Source organism: Prevotella sp. AM23-5, assembly GCF_003473645.1.
GTDB lineage: Bacteria > Bacteroidota > Bacteroidia > Bacteroidales > Bacteroidaceae > Prevotella > Prevotella copri_A.
Genome location: NZ_QUCG01000044.1, coordinates 1 through 18552 on the forward strand (window position 1 = coordinate 1; position 18552 = coordinate 18552).

The 18552-nt window shown below is 44.9% G+C and carries 17 protein-coding genes and 1 pseudogene; 6 read left to right on the forward strand and 12 right to left on the reverse strand.

Annotation, left to right across the window (positions count from 1 at the left end):
- Positions 1-361: pseudogene (locus tag DW657_RS11100) on the forward strand (mobilization protein); the annotation flags it as partial.
- 31 nt (positions 362-392) lie between these two features.
- Complete coding sequence (locus tag DW657_RS11105) at positions 393-602, forward strand: hypothetical protein (RefSeq protein ID WP_118190149.1); 210 nt, start codon at positions 393-395, stop codon at positions 600-602.
- Between the two features lies 1 nt (position 603).
- Here DW657_RS11105 and DW657_RS18380 read toward each other — a convergent pair whose 3' ends face one another.
- The 4 genes from DW657_RS18380 to DW657_RS11125 form a co-directional block, all read right to left on the reverse strand.
- Positions 604-1062, reverse strand: coding sequence for a hypothetical protein (locus DW657_RS18380; protein ID WP_228115612.1), 459 nt, complete (start codon positions 1060-1062; stop codon positions 604-606).
- Between the two features lie 19 nt (positions 1063-1081).
- Positions 1082-1678, reverse strand: a complete 597-nt coding sequence (locus tag DW657_RS11115) for an immunoglobulin-like domain-containing protein (protein WP_158577354.1) — start codon at positions 1676-1678, stop codon at positions 1082-1084.
- Positions 1679-2047: 369 nt separating this feature from the next.
- Positions 2048-2257, reverse strand: a complete 210-nt coding sequence (locus tag DW657_RS11120; protein WP_094379258.1) for a helix-turn-helix domain-containing protein — start codon at positions 2255-2257, stop codon at positions 2048-2050.
- A 328-nt stretch (positions 2258-2585) separates the two neighbouring features.
- Positions 2586-3758 (reverse strand): site-specific integrase, encoded by a 1173-nt coding sequence (locus DW657_RS11125; protein WP_118312547.1) that lies wholly within the window; start codon positions 3756-3758, stop codon positions 2586-2588.
- Positions 3759-4182: 424 nt separating this feature from the next.
- Here DW657_RS11125 and DW657_RS11130 point away from each other — a divergent pair, with 424 nt between their 5' ends.
- The gene (locus DW657_RS11130) at positions 4183-5748 is read left to right on the forward strand and encodes an ATP-binding protein (RefSeq protein WP_118312548.1); all 1566 of its coding nucleotides are present in this window, start codon (positions 4183-4185) and stop codon (positions 5746-5748) included.
- A gap of 582 nt (positions 5749-6330) precedes the next feature.
- On the opposite strand, the gene DW657_RS11135 is transcribed toward DW657_RS11130, so the two are convergent.
- The 5 genes from DW657_RS11135 to DW657_RS11155 form a co-directional block, all read right to left on the reverse strand.
- The gene (locus DW657_RS11135; RefSeq protein WP_118312549.1) at positions 6331-7077 is read right to left on the reverse strand and encodes a ZIP family metal transporter; all 747 of its coding nucleotides are present in this window, start codon (positions 7075-7077) and stop codon (positions 6331-6333) included.
- Positions 7078-7281: 204 nt separating this feature from the next.
- Positions 7282-8589: a phosphopyruvate hydratase gene (eno, locus tag DW657_RS11140; protein ID WP_118312550.1), complete on the reverse strand. Its 1308-nt coding sequence runs from the start codon at positions 8587-8589 to the stop codon at positions 7282-7284.
- Positions 8590-8737: 148 nt separating this feature from the next.
- Complete coding sequence (gene trxA, locus DW657_RS11145) at positions 8738-9280, reverse strand: thioredoxin (protein WP_233546928.1); 543 nt, start codon at positions 9278-9280, stop codon at positions 8738-8740.
- A 17-nt stretch (positions 9281-9297) separates the two neighbouring features.
- A complete protein-coding gene (locus DW657_RS11150; RefSeq protein ID WP_118312551.1) occupies positions 9298-10707 on the reverse strand; it encodes a hypothetical protein in 1410 nt (469 codons plus the stop codon).
- A 25-nt stretch (positions 10708-10732) separates the two neighbouring features.
- Entirely contained in the window at positions 10733-11440 is a 708-nt protein-coding gene (locus tag DW657_RS11155) for an SIMPL domain-containing protein (protein WP_089545273.1), read from the reverse strand.
- 213 nt (positions 11441-11653) lie between these two features.
- Here DW657_RS11155 and ald point away from each other — a divergent pair, with 213 nt between their 5' ends.
- The 3 genes from ald to rbr all read left to right on the forward strand — a co-directional run bounded on the left by ald (position 11654) and on the right by rbr (position 15190).
- Complete coding sequence (gene ald, locus DW657_RS11160; protein ID WP_118312552.1) at positions 11654-12760, forward strand: alanine dehydrogenase; 1107 nt, start codon at positions 11654-11656, stop codon at positions 12758-12760.
- A gap of 165 nt (positions 12761-12925) precedes the next feature.
- Positions 12926-14554 (forward strand): Na+/H+ antiporter NhaC family protein, encoded by a 1629-nt coding sequence (locus DW657_RS11165; protein ID WP_118312553.1) that lies wholly within the window; start codon positions 12926-12928, stop codon positions 14552-14554.
- A 93-nt stretch (positions 14555-14647) separates the two neighbouring features.
- A complete protein-coding gene (rbr, locus tag DW657_RS11170; protein WP_118312554.1) occupies positions 14648-15190 on the forward strand; it encodes a rubrerythrin in 543 nt (180 codons plus the stop codon).
- A gap of 183 nt (positions 15191-15373) precedes the next feature.
- On the opposite strand, the gene DW657_RS11175 is transcribed toward rbr, so the two are convergent.
- The 3 genes from DW657_RS11175 to DW657_RS11185 are packed head-to-tail and all read right to left on the reverse strand — an operon-like array spanning position 15374 to position 18543.
- The gene (locus DW657_RS11175; protein WP_118312555.1) at positions 15374-16162 is read right to left on the reverse strand and encodes a DNA/RNA non-specific endonuclease; all 789 of its coding nucleotides are present in this window, start codon (positions 16160-16162) and stop codon (positions 15374-15376) included.
- A 60-nt stretch (positions 16163-16222) separates the two neighbouring features.
- Positions 16223-17272, reverse strand: a complete 1050-nt coding sequence (mutY, locus tag DW657_RS11180; protein ID WP_199658354.1) for an A/G-specific adenine glycosylase — start codon at positions 17270-17272, stop codon at positions 16223-16225.
- A gap of 17 nt (positions 17273-17289) precedes the next feature.
- Complete coding sequence (locus DW657_RS11185) at positions 17290-18543, reverse strand: mechanosensitive ion channel family protein (protein ID WP_118312557.1); 1254 nt, start codon at positions 18541-18543, stop codon at positions 17290-17292.
- Positions 18544-18552: the final 9 nt, after the last annotated feature.

The following is an 18552-nucleotide window of genomic DNA, read 5'->3' on the forward strand; positions in this document are numbered from 1 at the left end:
GGAGTTAGTCTATAAGGACAAGGAGAGAACCAAGGTGCAAGGTATCCGTTTCTGCAAGGATGGATATAGTTTCAAGGGGACACAGATTAGCCGAGACTATAGCTTTGGCAAACTGAATGCGAGATTTGAGGGAATGGAGAAACACGTTTCATCAAGAGACAACTCTACTCTGCAATACGAGCAAGGCTATCACAAGAGCAACGATGAGCCATCCATGTCGGATAGCAGCCAAGACCTTTGGTACGGCATTTCTTCCATTGGACTTTTTGCTCCAGCTAATGCTCAGACCTTTGAGTCATTCCCAGAGGATGAATCAGCCAAGAAGAAAAAGAAGAAACGCAGAAGAGGCTTTAGCCTTTGATGCAAGTTACAAACCAAACAACATCAGAAATATGAAAGAAGAAATATTGGAAGCCATCTACGGCACAGTTGAGAGATTGGAGCAGAAAGTCGATGAACATTCTGCTTCACCAAAGAACGCAGGAGCGGAAACAGTTCTTAGCCCTGCAAGTGTTGACACAAGCAAACTTGAAAAAGCCATCCTTTCTGTGCTGTACAAAAATTCCGTGGAAACGCAATTCGTTCCACGGAATTTTCCTTAAGTTATTTTATCGTATCTCCATAATCAGCTTCCTCTTCTTCCTGTAAATATAAGCATATTACATTAAGATAATCTACAATTTCCTTGTGTGTTAAATTTAACTTTTTAATACAAGAGCAGAATTCCATAATAACACCTTCTGGATTATAGTCCCCTCGGCTATTAAAGATGAAAATTTTCTCTCTCTTATAGACAAAAATTTGTCTTGGAAAATGTGGTCCCATGCCTTTGAAAGCATATATTCCATCCACAAAATTATAATTATTAGGAGAGATGAGGTTTACAACATTTTTACTTGCATTTGTATATTTATCTTCATAGTTATTTTCTATTTGTTCCGCTATACTATCAGGTAAGCACACACTTTTTAGTGAATCTAAGCATTGTCCCTTAATTGATATGTAAGGAACAATGCTACAGATAAAACATAATAGGATTTTATTGATTATCGTTATTTTCATTGTTATTTCTTAATTTACCTCACAAAGTTACACCATAAAAACGGCAATTCTCCGATTTTGTTTCTCTCAACTCAAAGGTTGCCATAAGCAGCACCTTATTGCCATCTATGTTATCTTCGTAGAAGAAGCGATAGACGCCTGGCTTGTTTGGCAGAATATCGGGAAAAAGATGGGCCGTGATGGTGCCGCTTTGACCATCGCTTAAAACATGACCGATGGCCGTGAACGAGCAATCGGTGGGCACAACAAACCAATTGCCATCCGCTCCTTGGGCTGTGATGCTATATGCTTCGCCATACACAAATTCCTCGCCACTATGGTTGGTAATCGTGAATCTGATTTCCGTGGTGCTCAATGGATAGGAAGGCTTCTCCGCCTTGAGGGAGATGCCTTGGTAGGTGCTCACGCCTTCCCTGTTGTCGATGATAGGGGCCAACTTGCCCTCAAACCTGATGGCGGGCGAGTTGTAAATCTGCCTACGAAACTCCAGCTGCTTCTCCTTCGTGTTCCAACGGAGCGCAACATCAATGGAGTTGGATCCCATTCCAAATCCAACAACATTTCGCAAGGCCGGGGTCTTGTCTTCCGACAGGAACTTCCGCTCAAGTATCCGCATAATGGCGTTCAGTTCCCTATGCGAATATTTACGCGCCGAAGCCTTGCGATAGGTTCTCTTCTTGCTCTTGACAACTCTCTTTTTGCTAATGGTCGCTACCTTCTTTTGTTGAGCGGCAAATGACTGTTTGCAAGCAGCAAAAGCTGTTTGCATTGAAAGGAACATTGTCAATCCTAATATTATTGCATTGAGGAGTTTTGGCTTCAGTCTCATAGTTATCAGCAATTAATAATTTAACATGTAGAGAGATATGAACTCTTATAGTATATTTCTTTTCTTATGAGAAAAGTTCAATTTATTTTGCAAATATTATATTTTAGTTTATCCACAAAATGATGCTATGATATTATTTTGTCTCTCATAATCTCTTCAATCATTGCGTTCCTTTTTGTCCGTGATAAGTTCTTTCATATCCACAGACAAGAACTGTGCAATTTCAAGAAGTGTGGTAAGGTTGGGTTGAGAACGGTTGCATACGTAAGCATTGACCATACTGAAACTCCTTCCTAACTTCTTTGCAAGCCATGTTTGGCTTATCCCTTTGTCCTCTAAGACTGCTCTTATGCGATTTAACTTCATGTTTTTATCGTTTTTACGCTACAAAAATAATATTTTATCGTGATAATCCATCCAAATCCCTTGAATATCTGCTGTATTCCGTCGTAATTTAGACAAAATATAAATATAATCTGCAAAAATGGAACTAAGCAATTGATTTCCCAATATGGCAAGATACATATATGCGTTTATGAATATGTTCTTTTTGCCATACTCTTAAAATGACGTTACATGAAAATTACTGTTGGTAACTACTCTTTTACCTTTGCAAAGACTAATCTTAATATTTTGTAAAATCACAGCATAAAATGTTGTTTTTCAGAAATTAGATTTAACTTTGCACTCGAAATCAAAGCGTTCTTTGTATATTGCAAAGTTGTGAAAGAAAAAGAATATAGCTCGTTTCTAAATCGTTAGCAGTCACATTCTTTAAAATACTCAACTCGCTGATATTCAATAAATAAAAGAATTTACTGTGACTTGCCGTGTGAAATGTTACATTTTTCTCTATCTGTGCATCCTTTGCCCACTTCTTTACACTTCTGTTTATTGTAAAATGGGTAGGCAAATCATAAACAGGTTCATTATCCTTTGCCTTGCCTCTATCTGGCAACCACATCAAAGCATTTGCAGACAAAGGAACAACTATACTTTGTCTTGTCTTTACCTGCACTTTACTAACAACAGCACCACCATCAGCATCAAACTTTATATCTTTCCATTTCATATCTTTAACATCAGACAATCTAAGCCCACAGAAACAAGCAAACAGGAAAGCCATCTTTATCTGCTCATCATTACAAGGGGTTTCTATCAGTTTTTTCACTTCATCTATCTCCAAATAACCCCTATCATTTCCACTTCTTTTCAAAGGTTTCTTTTCCTCTTTCTTTAGCTGTGCTGTAGGGTTCTTATCTATTATTCCATCCCTTACAGCCTCATTTAAGGCTGTTACAAAGGTATTGAAATAAAGTCTGGCTGTGCTGTTAGCAATAGGTTTCTCTTTATGTTCACCACTTCTTTCTGGCTTGCTAGTACCTATAGTCTTACCATTTGCAAGGTACATTACAAATCCCTCACAATAGGCTTTATCTACCTGTGCCATAGTAATCTTATCACCTTTGTACTTAATCAGATGCAACAGCACATTCTTTATAGTTACAGCATTACTTTTACTCTGTCCTAATTTCTCTTTTTTTTCTGCATAATACTGCATCCAATCTACCAATAGAGTTTGCTTTCCCCTATCAGTTTTCTTGATGGATGCCTTACCATTTGCAGCATCAATAATTCTTTGTGCCTTAATAGCCTCAGCAGCCAACAAAGTATTTTTATTCTGGTTCTTTGTTGCAGCATCCACTTCTGGGACTAAGTACATACCTAAACTTTCATACATATACCCCTTGCTATCAGAATTTGGCACATAGCTTCTCAGATAGATAGCTTTATTACCATTTCTCAAAGCCTTAAACCAAAGTTTAACAGGCTCTTTAGCCTTAACTACTTTCTTTGTTCTTGCCATAATTAGAAATATTTTTTAGATACTCTTTAGGTACTAATCTAGCATCTAATAAGCACCACATTGTTATTTAACCACTGCAAAGATACCACTTTTTAATCACATAAGCAAGGGTTTTAAGTTAAAGTACCTAAAGTAGTACCTAAAATGTACCAATAATAAGAAATAAAGAGAAAACAGGATGCTAGTTCACAACCATAAACAACTAGTAATCATAGGCTTTTTCTTTCCTATATTTTACCCAATTTAATTAGTTGTTTAAGTTTGCGCGGAGTGTGGTTGTGAAATCACGCTCCGCTTTTTTATTTATCTAAACCAGGCTACCTAGAATGCAATAATCGTTGCAGAATAAATATTTGCATTTATGCTTGGCTAATTCAGATTTTCTTCGTACCTTAGCAGCGCAAAACGTAAAGTGCGTAAGAATATGGCAAAAATAGTAAATAAATATCCTGTAGGAATTCAGACCTTTGAAGAAATCCGCGAGAAAGGTTATCTCTATATAGATAAGACCAAATACATCGTAGATTTTAGAGAAAAAGGGATGAAATATGTTTTTCTGAGTCGCCCAAGACGATTCGGCAAATCGCTTTTTGCCTCTACCCTCCAAGCCTATTTCGAGGGAAGAAAGGAACTTTTCGAGGGATTAGCCATTGCAGATTATGAAAAGGATTGGGTGAAGCATCCTGTATTTCATTTCGACTTGAGCGGTGCCAAGCACATGAGCATAGAGCAACTGGAAAGATACCTGGCTGATATGCTTGAAGAGCAGGAGACCATCTGGGGCTACAAGACTCATCAGGTGGATGCAAACCTCCGCCTAAAAGACCTAGTGAAGAAAGCTTACGAGAAGACGGGCGAGAAGGCTGTAGTCATCATCGATGAATACGATGCCCCGTTGCTGGACGTAGTGCATGAAAAAGAGAACCTGCAACCGCTCCGCCGCATCATGCAGAACTTCTACAGCCCTTTGAAAATGCTCGATCCATACCTAGAGTTCACCTTCATCACTGGTATCACCAAGTTCTCGCAGCTCAGCATCTTCAGCGAACTCAACAACCTCGACAATATCAGTCTGTTCGACCAGTATTCAGCCATCTGCGGCATCAGCAAGACAGAACTTACCACGCAGATGAAACCGGACATTGAAGCTATGGGTGAAGCACTGAATATGACGTATGAGGAGTGTCTGAAAGAGCTGACGCAATTCTATGATGGTTATCATTTCAGTGAGAAATCAGAAGATATCTTTAATCCTTTCAGTCTGGTAAAGGCACTGAATGCAGGAAAGATTGCTCCTTATTGGTTTGGTTCCGGCACGCCGTCCTTCCTCTTGAAGCTCTTGGATAAGTATCATGTCAATCTTTCTACATTGGAAAGTCAGGAGGCAGTATTGAGTTCCTTCGACCAATCAACAGAGGAAATGACGGATGCCTTGCCATTGCTTTACCAGAGCGGCTATCTGACCATCAAGAAATACGAACCGATGTTTCAGGAATATACGCTGGGAATTCCAAACAAGGAGGTACGCGACGGACTGCTCAACTCATTGATTCCCCATTATGTGAATCCTCGCCGTTCCGACAACAATGCCTTCCTCTTGGGATTCTGCAAGGCGGTTTATAGAAATGACATCGAGGCGGCACTGGAGCACATGCGCACCTATATGGCTACGATACCATATGATTTGGAGAATCACAGCGAGAAGCATTATCAGACCATCTTCTATCTGATGTTCAGCTTCCTCAACATCTATATCCGTACGGAAGTGAAGAGCGCCATCGGCAGGGCTGATGCCGTGATGCACATGCCTGATACGATATACGTCTTCGAACTGAAGGTAGATAAGAGTGCAGAAGAAGCTTTGGCTCAGATAGACGAAAAAGGCTACATGTTGCCTTATCATTCTGAAGGTAAGCGACTGGTTAAAATCGGTATCAGCTTCGACAGTACCCAGAGAACTATCAGAGATTGGAAAATCAAGGAAGAATAAAGAGTGCGTACCACATTACTACTGTCGCCGAAGAGGGCTGAAGCTGAACTTTAGCGTTTCACTCTTTTTATAAGCAGCGCATACTAAAGAATATAAAGAAATATGTATCAATGGGTTATATAGGATTTAAAAGATTCATAAAACGCTATTTTTACCCTATTTTCAGTGTTCAGAGTTCAGTATTCAGCCTGATGTTCTGCCTCATGAGACATAGAGTAAACAAGTACTTGCAATCTTAAGTTACTGAATGGTGAACAGCGGGGTGAACACTTGCTCAAAGTATTCACCTTTTCGGCTTCGGGGTTCACCCTTCACCGACTTCATTGCCAAGTGTTCACCCTCACTCTTATTTAGAGAACGTTGCAAACAACAGCAAGCCCCAGCAGAATACCGCCCCCGACCTGCCCTTCTAGGGGTGGGGAGGGTAAGTCTGGCGTAAACAAGATAGTTACGATAGCTAAGTATCATGGTTACGATAGCTAAGTATCATGGTTACGATGGCTAAGTATCATACTTATGATATGCATGAGTTGGGCTTCAATTTTCTGTACCCTCTGCTACATGCTGCTCATCAGAATCTGACTACACACATTTCTCCATCAACACAAAGGTGATGAAGCCCAGGAGAAGGGCGTAAGTGGCTTGCTTCTGAAAACCATGGGCATGAGTTTCAGGAATCATCTCATCGCTCGTTACATAAAGCATGGCGCCACCGGCAAAACCCAGCATCACGGGGAGGAAGGTGGAAGAGGCTGAACCCAAACCGAAACCCAACAGGATGCCTGCCACTTCGAGCAGGGCGATGAAGATGGAAATGAAGAAGGTGCGGACTGCTGTAACACCAGCCATCATTAAAGGAGCAATGATCACCATTCCCTCAGGAATGTTCTGCAGGGCGATACCGAAAGAAACACCCCACTCCGTGGCACCTTCTTCAGAGCAGACGCTCACTCCAGCCGCCATGCCTTCGGGCAGTTTGTGCAGGGCTATCGCCATCACGAAAAGCATCACATAGCTGAGTCGGGCATTGTTGCGATGCTCCTCGGGGTCGAGTCCCGTGATATGATGAAGATGGGGAGTTACCAGATCTAGCACATTCAGGAACAAGGCTCCTGCCATTACTCCGATTACTACCAGCCACCAAAGTCCGGTCTGTTCAAAGGCTGGCACTATCAGTCCCAGCGTGGAAGCCGCCAGCATGATTCCGGCACAATATCCCAACACGGCATCGTTCCATTTGTGAGGCAACTCCTTGACGAAGAAACCCAGAATGGCACCGATAATGGTGGCACCGCATAGTCCGGCAGCACTTATCAATACGTTTGTCATTGTTATTTTGCTTTTTATCTTAATCCGTAAAATATATCGAAGTTATCCTATCAAATATGTAAGATGCAGATATATGATAGAAGATAAAAAGCATGGACAACCCTCACGGTCATCCATGCCCATCTATTTTCGTATCTGATCTATTCTATTTAATTGTGTTCTGTCATGGTGAAATTGATGCACTTCAATTTCGTATATTCATTCCTATTTCAATTTCTTATAACCGTAAGATGCGTTATTGCCCAACTGCTCTTCGATGCGGATAAGCTGGTTGTACTTAGCCATACGGTCGGTACGGCTCATAGAACCCGTCTTGATCTGTCCTGAGTTAGTTGCCACGGCAATATCTGAAATTGTAGTGTCCTCGGTTTCACCAGAACGATGGGAAGTAACGGTGGTGTAACCATGACGGTGAGCCATCTCGATAGCATCCAGTGTCTCGGTGAGAGAACCAATCTGGTTTACCTTGATGAGGATAGAGTTAGCTGCACCCATCTTGATACCCTTCTCCAGGAACTTCACGTTGGTAACAAAGAGGTCGTCACCTACCAACTGGCAGCGGTCGCCGATGGCAGCGGTCAACTTCACCCAGTTGTCCCAATCGTTCTCATCAAGACCATCCTCGATAGAATCAATAGGATATTTGGTAATCAGCTCCTCCAGGAACTTGATCTGCTCAGCAGCAGTCAGTTTCTTTCCATTAGGATCCTTCTTCTTGCCATCCTTCAACTGGCGGTAATCGTAGAACCACTCACCATTCTCCTGAACGGCAAACTCGCTGGCAGCACAGTCCATGGCAATCTTCACGTCCTTACCTGGCTCATAACCGGCATCCTTGATAGCCTGGCAGATGCTGTCGAGTGCATCCTCAATACCATCGAGTGCTGGAGCGAAACCGCCCTCATCACCTACGGCAGTAGAAAGACCGCGGCTCTTCAGGAGCTTAGCCAAAGCATGGAACACCTCAGCACCCATACGGATAGCCTCCTTCTCGGAAGGAGCACCCACAGGACGGATCATGAACTCCTGGAAGGCGATAGGCGCATCAGAGTGAGCACCACCATTGATGATGTTCATCATAGGAACAGGAAGGGTGTAAGTATTGCAACCGCCGATGTAACGATACAATGGAATATGGAGATACTCAGCAGCAGCATGAGCCACAGCCAAAGAAACACCGAGGATGGCATTGGCACCCAGATTAGACTTGGTCTTGGTACCGTCGAGTTCCAACATCTTATAATCGATGGCACGCTGCTCCAAGGCAGAGAAGCCAACCAAAGCAGGAGCAATTACCTGATTCACGTTTTCAACTGCCTTCAACACACCCTTGCCGCCATAGCGGTTCTTGTCGCCATCACGAAGTTCCAAAGCCTCGTTCTCGCCAGTAGATGCACCAGAAGGAACCGATGCACGACCTACGACACCTGACTTCAAAGAAACTTCAACCTCTACTGTAGGATTGCCACGAGAATCCAAGATTTCTCTTGCATGAACATTTTCGATAATCATAATACTATAATACTTTTAATTACATTAAACATTTTTTCCGAGTGCAAATTTAGATATTATCTGATAAACCACCAAATTTCGGGCATCATCAAAACTAGGTATTTGCCAAGAAATACCTACTTATAAGTATGCAGTAAATCACCATTTATCACTTCCCCATCATTTTTCCGATGATTTCCTCGAAATCTTCCTTCTGCATAGCGCCCATCTGTATAGTAGGCTTACCTTTCATCGGGATGAAGAGGAAGGTAGGGATGCTGCGGATGCCGAAGACGGAAGCCAGTTCGGATTCCTGGTCGATATCCACCTTATAGAAATCTATCTTGCCGGCATATTTCCCGGCAAGAGATTCTACCATGGGAGCCATCATCTTGCAAGGTCCACACCAGGTGGTATAGAAATCGATAATGGCAGGACGGGAACCTGCAAACACCCACTCATCGGGATGAGACTCGTAATCCATAATCTTCTTCCTGAAATCGGAAGCCGTAAGCACCTGCACCTTTCCAGCAGAAGCAGACTGATTACTACTGCCAGCTACTGACTGACCTGCCTTCTCTGCCCCAGCCTTACTCTCTGATTCAACACGAGAAGGCAGTCCCGTTGAGCTGCCTTCCTGTTTCTTGTTATTTTGAGAACATCCCATAACGGCTAAAGCCATCATGGCATATAAACAAACATTTTTCTTCATCTAATCATTCTTTAAAATCAATAAGCCAAATCGATTGCAACAGGATATACTCGACATGGGTCGAAGTATTCCGCACAACTGTTCACCATTGCCTGCAAATCTGCCTTGGCAATACCGTGGAATACCTGCTTGCCGTTTACCATGATGGTTACAGGCTCATTGAGGTTGACCAACTGGTCATTGAGATAAACTCTCAACTTACCACCAGTGGCAGGAGAATAGCTGCGGTTGAACTTTAGATCGATTCCCCACTGCTTATCCTTCAAGATAGTGGTGTAATCCACATTGCTCACCTTGATGGAAACCACGTTCTTGTCGATATCCATCTCGTAGTAGGTTCTAGACTCTGATGGGCGAGTCAGCACCTGCAGGTTGTAGAAACCGGAACGATGTCTGCCATCCATCTCGAAATCCTCCCAGAGCACGGTCTTAGGATATGGATTGCGCACAAACTGCTTGAGCCAAGGAGTAGTCAGACCATAGGTGATATGATGCTGCATACCCGGCAAAAGCTGGATGCGATGACGGAAGATTGGAGTCTTATCTACAGACAATGGGCGAGCCAACTGCGCAGAATCGAAAGCCACCTGGGTGTACCAGGTCAGGTCGTTGCGATAGAAACCGGTATCATCAGCACCCGTGAGGAAAGAGAAACCGATATTGGCACAGTTTTCCACAGGCGCATTCTTCAAAGGTTCACCACCTGCCATCGGACCCGCTGCAGCCCAATAGTCGGCATAGAAGGAAGCAAGACGCTGACTGCCATAACCACCTTCGCTGATACCGAACACATAGAGACGGTTGGCATCCACCTCATTCTTTACCAGGTTCTGGCGAATCAGCTTCTCGAAAGCATACTGCTTGGAGAGATGCCACCAGCGATAGTATTCACCCTCGTTAGGAATCTGAGGAATGAAATAGATGGAAGGAGAATCCTGGAAGCTCAGACCGAGCTTGATACCATTCGACCACTCATGATCCTTAGGTCCCGATCCGTGAACATACAGGAAGAGCGGGAACTTACCATCGGCAGCTACTCCCTTCTTACCATAATAATAAGGCATTACAGCATTAGGCTCCAGACACTGAGGCAGATTCCAGGAGCTGTTTTTTGCCAATGTCAGATCTTCAGGTTCTATGAGCTTTTCTTCCTGCAGGTTCTTGTTGGCATCGCACCAGGCTGTCCATACCATCTTCTGGTAGTTGGCAATATCCTTGCCGTCGATAGCAGCCTGAAGCTTGGTGTCAAGAGGTGTGTTTTTAGAGAATTCCGCCTTACCGTCTTTCTCCAATGCTTTCTGCTGCGCTTTGAGAGACTGCAGGAAATAGGCATTCACCTTTTTCTGCAATCCCTGTGACTGCGCCATGGTCTGGGTTGAGTAGCTTAGTGAGGCAAGCGCCATCACCATGTAAATCATTTTTTTCATTTCGTACTATATATTTATTTAATTACTAGTCTTTCAAAGAATAGGTAACCGTAGTCACTACCCTCACCTTTTTAATATAAGGAGTATTGGAATCTCTATCCTCTATCGAGAACTGCCCTTGGTCAGCGTTCATGATCTTATCAATCTTGCTCTTGCTGTTTTCGGCAAACTGAGCAGCAGTCTTCTCTGCATTCTCAATTGCCTCCTGCATCATCTTCGGCTTCATCTCGCGGAAAGCCACATACTCGTACTTCACCGGATTCTCGTAACCACCATCCACGATGGCCACACCTTTCTGAAGCAGGTCACCCTGCCGGGCGATGATACCACGAACCACCTTCACATTCCGGGAAGTCACGGTGATGATCGACGTGATGTTGTAACGGTAAGGCTGACGGTTTTCGCCATATCGCTCAGCATTGAGGTCGATGACCACAGGGGCATTGACATTGATTTCATTTGCCTTCACTCCATTTGCCAGCAGGAACTGGCGGATGGTGCTGGTGGTAGCGTTGATCTTCTTATAGAGCTGCGGCAAGTCGTTGCCAATCTCCTTGGAAACGATAGGCCATGTCACCTTATCAGCCTCAACTTCCTTTTCTGCCAATCCTTTCACCACTACTTTGCGGTCTTTGGCAATCACACTTTCAAGTCCAGACTTGACACAAAATCCAAGCACGATAATGCCTATGGCTAAGATCACTGCTTGCTTGATACCCGTATTGACATTCATAATAAGTCCTCCATTTATTAAGTTTGAAATGCTTACGAGGACAAAGATAAGCAAAAAGATGATAGCAGCCATCTTTTTTAATCTTTTTTATGTTCTAATCTCAACCAGACAAGAAAGATATGTTAAATCTTCTATACAAACGATACAACCTATTGATTTTTTCACTATCTTTATCCCGTTAAAATGATGTATAACCTCTAAAACCACAACATCATGAAGATAGGTATTCCAAAAGAAATCAAGAATAATGAGAATCGTGTGGGAATGACTCCTGCTGGTGTAGCTGAATTCATTCGACATGGACACGAAGTGATGGTGCAGCATACCGCTGGTGAGAACAGTGGTTTTGCTGATGAAGAGTATGTGAAGGTAGGAGCCAGGATCCTGCCCGACATCCAGAGTGTGTATCGCGAGGCTGAGATGATTATCAAGGTGAAGGAACCTATCGCCGAGGAATATCCACTCATCCATCAGGATCAGCTTGTTTTTACTTACTTCCATTTTGCCTGCGACAGAGAGCTCACCGATGCCATGATCAAGAGCGGTGCAGTCTGTCTGGCTTACGAGACGGTAGAAACCGACAACCATCATCTGCCACTGCTCATTCCGATGAGTGAGGTAGCAGGAAGAATGGCGATTATCAATGGTGCCTACTATCTGCAGAAGACCAAGGGCGGTAAGGGTAAGCTGATCAGCGGTGTGCCGGGCGTAAACCGTGCGAAGGTTCTCGTTCTGGGCGGTGGAACCGTGGGAGAAGCAGCAGCAAGAATGGCAACGGGATTAGGCGCTGATGTGTGGATTACCGATATTAGTCTGCCTCGCCTTCGCCAGTTGGAGATGGAATTGCCAATCAATGCGCACACCCTCTACTCCAACGAGCACAATATCCGAAAGGAACTGCCGGATGTTGACATCGTAGTAGGCAGTGTACTCGTTCCGGGTGACAAGGCTCCGCACCTGATTACCAGGGACATGCTGAAGTTGATGGAACCTGGCACCGTACTGGTGGATGTGGCTATCGACCAGGGAGGATGCTTCGAGACCTCTCATCCAACCACCCATTCCGATCCGACATTCATGGTAGATGGCATTGTGCATTATGCCGTAGCTAACATTCCGGGAGCCGTGCCTCATACCTCTACCATCGCCCTGACCAATGCCACCCTGAAGTATGCCCTCGCTCTTGCCGACAAGGGATGGCGAAAGGCGTGCAAGGAAGACAAGGCTTTGTATCGGGGATTGAACATCGTGAATGGCAAGGTAGTATTCAAGGCGGTTGCCGATGTCTTCGGACTGGAATACGAGGAGATGGTATTATAGGAGAGCGCATTATAAATTCATGAAACATAACTTTTAAGCCCATCGGATCCGATGGGCTTAGAAGTTATGATGTTTTTTTGTGTGCCTTTCCAATGATAAAGATAGACTCGTGGGCAGCGATTCCGCAAGGGAATATTCAAAAATTTTAAAACATATTAATAACAAATGGATTACAACATGATTGGGACCGCATGGTCGTTACTACCTCCTATCGTCGCCATCGCTCTGGCGCTGAAGACGAAGGAGGTCTATTCTTCTCTTTTTATCGGTATCATTCTGGGTGCCGTTCAATATTGCATTTCGATGGGAACAGGTTTCGACGGATTTCTCGTTCATCTGACCAACCACACCGTAGGCGAAGGCGATGATGCCAAGGCATACGGTTTGATACATTGCCTTTCCGACCCTTGGAACGTGGGCATTCTGGTATTCCTGGTGGTTCTGGGCAGCATCGTATCACTGATGAACAAGGCGGGTGGTTCTGCGGCTTTCGGCCGATGGGCTTCCAAGCACGTAAAGTCGAAGATTGGTGTGCAGGTAGCCACCATTCTGCTCGGTATTCTGATATTCATCGATGATTACTTCAACTGCCTTACCGTGGGTTCGGTGATGCGCCCTATCGCAGTGCGCAATGGCGTAACCAAGGAGAAACTGGCTTATCTCATCGACTCCACAGCAGCTCCAGTCTGCATCATCTCCCCAATCTCCAGTTGGGCAGCAGCAGTATCAGGCTTCGTATCGGGAGGCGAGAATGGACTGGCACTTTTCTGCAAGGCGATACCCTACAATTTCTACGCATTCTTCACCATCCTCTTTATGTTTGGCATCGTGATCATGGGCTTCGACTTCAAGGCGATGAGCAAGTATGATGCAAGACTGAAGGAATGGTATGAGCGCACCAACGGAGGAAAGCTCGACGAGGTGAGCGATACCAAGCTGCAGATCGTGGAGCATGGTGTGGGAGCGAAGCAGGAAGAATCATCCAAGAGTAAAGGCTCTGTGAGCGATCTTGTGATTCCAATCATTATGTTGATTATCTTCTGTATGGCAGGCATGGTTTATTCGGGAGGTTTCTTCGATGCCAGCAATGCCAACTATATGAACTTCGTTGACTCCTTTGCAGGCAGCAATGCCTCTATCGGTTTGGTGCTTGGTTCATTGGCAGCCCTGATTCTGACCATTCTGATGTTTACGGTTCGCAAGACCTTGCCATTCGATGAAGCGATGAGTAGTCTGATCAAGGGATTCGAGGCGATGGTACCAGCCATTCTGATTCTTACCCTGGCATGGACCCTGAAGAGCATGACCGACTCGCTGGGAGCAGCAGAATATGTATCTACGGTAGTGGCAAGCAGCGCTTCTGAACTCCAGATGCTCCTGCCAGCCATCATCTTCCTGGTTGCAGCCTTCCTGGCATTTGCCACAGGTACATCCTGGGGAACCTTCGGTATTCTGATTCCTATCTGTATCGCCGTCTTCCCAGCTGCCGACCCATTGCGTATCATCTCTATCTCAGCCTGTATGGCTGGTGCTGTCTGTGGCGACCACATCTCACCTATCAGCGATACCACCATCATGGCGAGTGCTGGAGCCGAGTGCAAGCATGTACACCATGTTTCATCCCAGTTGCCATACGCCCTGACTGTAGCTACCGTCAGCTTCCTGACCTTCATCGTGGCAGGTTTCACCCATACGCTGGGAATGGTAACAAGTGCCATCATTTCGTGGATATTCGGTATGGCGATGCTTGGTTTTGCTTTATTTTATCTAAATAAGCGCCAAAAAGCTAAATAATTCATTATTTTCTTGCATAATTGGAATATTTTCAATATCTTTGCAAACGAAAATAGATAAATAACATATTAATAACATAATACAGAATACATTATGAAGGAATTAAAAGGAACAAAGACAGAGAAGAACCTCCAGGAGGCATTCGCTGGTGAGTCACAGGCTCGTAACAAATATACATATTTTGCAAGTAAGGCTAAGAAGGACGGTTATGTTCAGATAGCTAATATTTTTGAGGAGACAGCTGCCAACGAGAAGGAGCACGCTAAGTTGTGGTTCAAGTACCTGGAGGGCGGTGCTATTCAGGATACAGAGAAGAACCTGGAGGCTGCTGCCAATGGTGAGCACGATGAGTGGACCGATATGTATCCACGCATGGCAAAGGAAGCACGCGAGGAAGGCTTCGAGGAGATTGCAATCAAGTTTGAAATGGTGGCTGAAATCGAGAAGCACCACGAGGAGCGCTATCGCAAGCTCTTGAAGAACGTGCAGGACAAGCTCGTCTTCTCTCGTGACGGCGACTGCATCTGGCAGTGCTCTAACTGCGGTCATATCGTAGTAGGTAAGCAGGCTCCAGAGGTTTGCCCAGTCTGCAACCACCCACAGAGCTACTTCCAGCTTGAGGCTCAGAACTACTAAGGTTCTATTAACAGAAATAAGGAGGTGTGTCATAAGTCACAGCCAATACGCCCTGAAAGGGCAGAAGCTCCTAGCCCAGGGCATCGCCCTGGGTTTTAGAATAAAGACAAAAAAGTCGCCCTGAAAGGGCAAAAGCTTTCAATTTCAAAGCTTTTGCCCTTTCAGGGCGACTCTCTTTTTCTTTTACCATTGGTTGATATCAGCTTTTGCCTCTATCTTTTTCTCGATGTTATCAGGAAGTTTGGAGAAGAAGTCATAGCCGGTGATACGCTCCACCTCATCTACCGAGTTGACAAAGTCTTTTTTCTGCAGTCCGGTAGCTCCCTGGTTGCGACAGATAAAGCCGATGGCTTGCGGATTCTTGCCGGTGCGGAGGATAACCTTGAAGAAAGCATCAGGCACCACCACCTTGTTCTTACCCAGTTTGCGATGCTGCTTATTCAGGAAGATCGGACCGCAGACAATATAGACCTTACCATATTTCTTAGCCCAGGTACGGCATTGCTGTTCTATGCTATTCCAGATTCCTGCATTCAGAGCATGGGTCTGAGGACACATATTGGTCATCAGGAAGCACTCGTCCATAGCCTTCTGGTTCCACTTGTTATCGCCAGCCGGACAGAGATGACCTCTATCATAACCGCTGTTGTAGTAATCAGCCTTCGTTCCCTTAGGCGATGGCATATCCATATCATCCTCAAAGTCACCACGCTTCAACTTACCCGAAGCATGAGCACGGGTCAAGGTCCATGCCACCCAGTTAGGCTGACGGGTATCGTGATTGTATGATACGGTATAGGCAAAACGCTTTCTGATGGTTTGCGATACCTTTTTCTTTGAAACCGGGATTTCCATCCCCGGTGCATCCCCCTGTGCTGCAGGCAGCATAGAGGATGACAAGCCAAAAGTAGAGAGCAAAGCGATGGCGCCAGCTATCACCCATCCTCTCATTTTCTTATTGAATTGAATCATCTTTATTTTATATGAAGAGATTATTATGTATCTTTATAAAGAGATCATTATGTACTTATCCTATTCTGCAGGATTAATCTTTTCCAGCATGATTTCTATCAGTCTCGGAACCCCATAGTCTTCAATCTCACTTTCCTTGATCCAGATGTAATCATCTGGGAGTGGAGGACGGTTTTCCGTTTCCAGGAGATAGAAATCGGCAAGAAGGATGCGATGAGTCAGTACGTGCTTGACATCTTTTGCCAGCAAAATCGGATTCTTCACGAAAGAAGGCAGATCCTTGACATCGGAAACATTATAAGGCTCCCATAATCCCTGCCAGATATCACCTTCTCCACGGCGATGGATGGCAACCATCGGTTCTGGAATTCCTGAATCATCCGCTGCCGAAGATTTACACCTTATATATATATAGGAGAGATGGCGGGTCTTCACCTTCACGGTCTTGTTCTTGACGGGCAGTTCCTCTACCCTGCCGCAACGCAAAGCCTCGCAGGTTTCTGCAAGCGGACAGAGCAGACACTTCGGAGACTGGGGGGTGCATTGAATCGCACCGAAATCCATCATTCCCTGATTATAGGATGCCGCATCGGAGGCAGGCAAGAGCGATTGAGCCAAAGCAGCAAACTCCTTTTTCCCCTGAGTTGAGTTGATGGGAATATCGATGCCGAAATATCGGGAAAGCACCCGATAGACATTGCCATCAACCACAGCTGCCGGAATATCGAAAGCGAAAGAGCCGATGGCTGCAGCGGTATAATCACCTACTCCCTTCAGGGATTTGATGCCTTCAAGGGTATTGGGGAATGCACCTAAAGCCACGATCTGCTTGGCGGCAGTATGAAGATTGCGGGCACGGGAGTAATAGCCCAAGCCCTGCCAGAGTTTCAAGACATCATCCTCACTGGCTGCTGCCAGATCTTCTACCTTGGGATAGGTCTGCATAAACCGTTCCCAATATTCCCAACCTTGGGCAATGCGGGTTTGCTGAAGGATGATTTCGCTCAGCCAGATGGCATAAGGATCCCTGGTTTCGCGCCAAGGCAGGTCTCTGCCGTTCTCACGAAACCAACGGAGTATTTCTGTTGAAAAAAAAGAGTTATTGATCATTATTATGCTTTTCTTCCCTACTGCTCCGGATATTGCTCGTAAATCTTCAGACCGAATTCATTGGCAAGCGCATAGGCATGCTCCATGATGTCGGCAAGGATATGCTCGTAATTAACCCATACCTTATCCTTGATGAAGAAATAGAATTCGATAGGAAGACCACACTGGGTAGCTTCCATGTGGCGAACCATCAAGGTGAGTTCCGTATTTACCTCAGGGCGTTGACGCAGATATTTCTCCATAAACCTGCGATAAAGCTGGAGATTGGTTGGAGCCAAAGCTGCAGGATTCTTCAAGTCCTCAATATCCTTTCCTTCCTGAATATCCTTTTCTATCGCCTTCTGAAGAGATTCCTTCAACTTGAAAGAATCCTCAGTGGCGAAATGCTTCGCAAGCAAGGTCTGCTTCAAGGTCTCATCCACCAATCGGATGCTACGGAAATCAAAATAAACGATTCGCTTCACTCTTCTTCCCCCACTCTTCTGCATGCCAATCCAGTTCTGGAACGAACCATTCACCAGGGTAGCTGGCGAGATAGTAACGATGGTATTATCAAAATTACGCACCTTTACGGTAGTAAGTGACATATCCTCCACAATACCATTGGCATCTACCGACTTCACGGTAATCCAATCACCCTTGTGCAACATATCATTACTGGTGAGTCGCACACCGGCAGCCAGACCGAGGATGGTATCCTTGAAAACCAACATCAAGACAGCCGAAGTAGCACCCAAGCCGGCAAACAAGGTCATCGGACTCTTACCCAACAGGATGGCAACCACTACCACTCCAGCCACAAAGAGCATCAATACCCTGAGTACACCGCAGAAGGTATGGAAATACTGCTGAGCCGAAGAGCGGCGCTCTCCGCTATTCTCCAATCCCTTGAAGGAACCGATGAACACCAATACCGTACGTACCGACATCACCACGATATAGATACCCGTAGCACGCTCCAGAATCTCCTTGAATATAGGATATTCCAGATAGATAAGCGGCATGAGCGACCATATTACCACTGCAGGCACGATATGACAGGCAGAAGTGAGCACCTTCTTATTCAGCAACACATCATCCCAGGAAGCCTCCGTCTTTTCCGTAATCTTCGAGATCAACGGAACTACAATCTTACGACACAGGAAATCACTCAGCATCGCCAGCAAGATAGCGGTGACGGTGAGCAGGATATGACGAAGCATAGGCACGTAATCACCAGTGACACCCGCCCATGTTATCATTTCATCTACAAACCTACGAATTTCTTCCATAAACTTCTA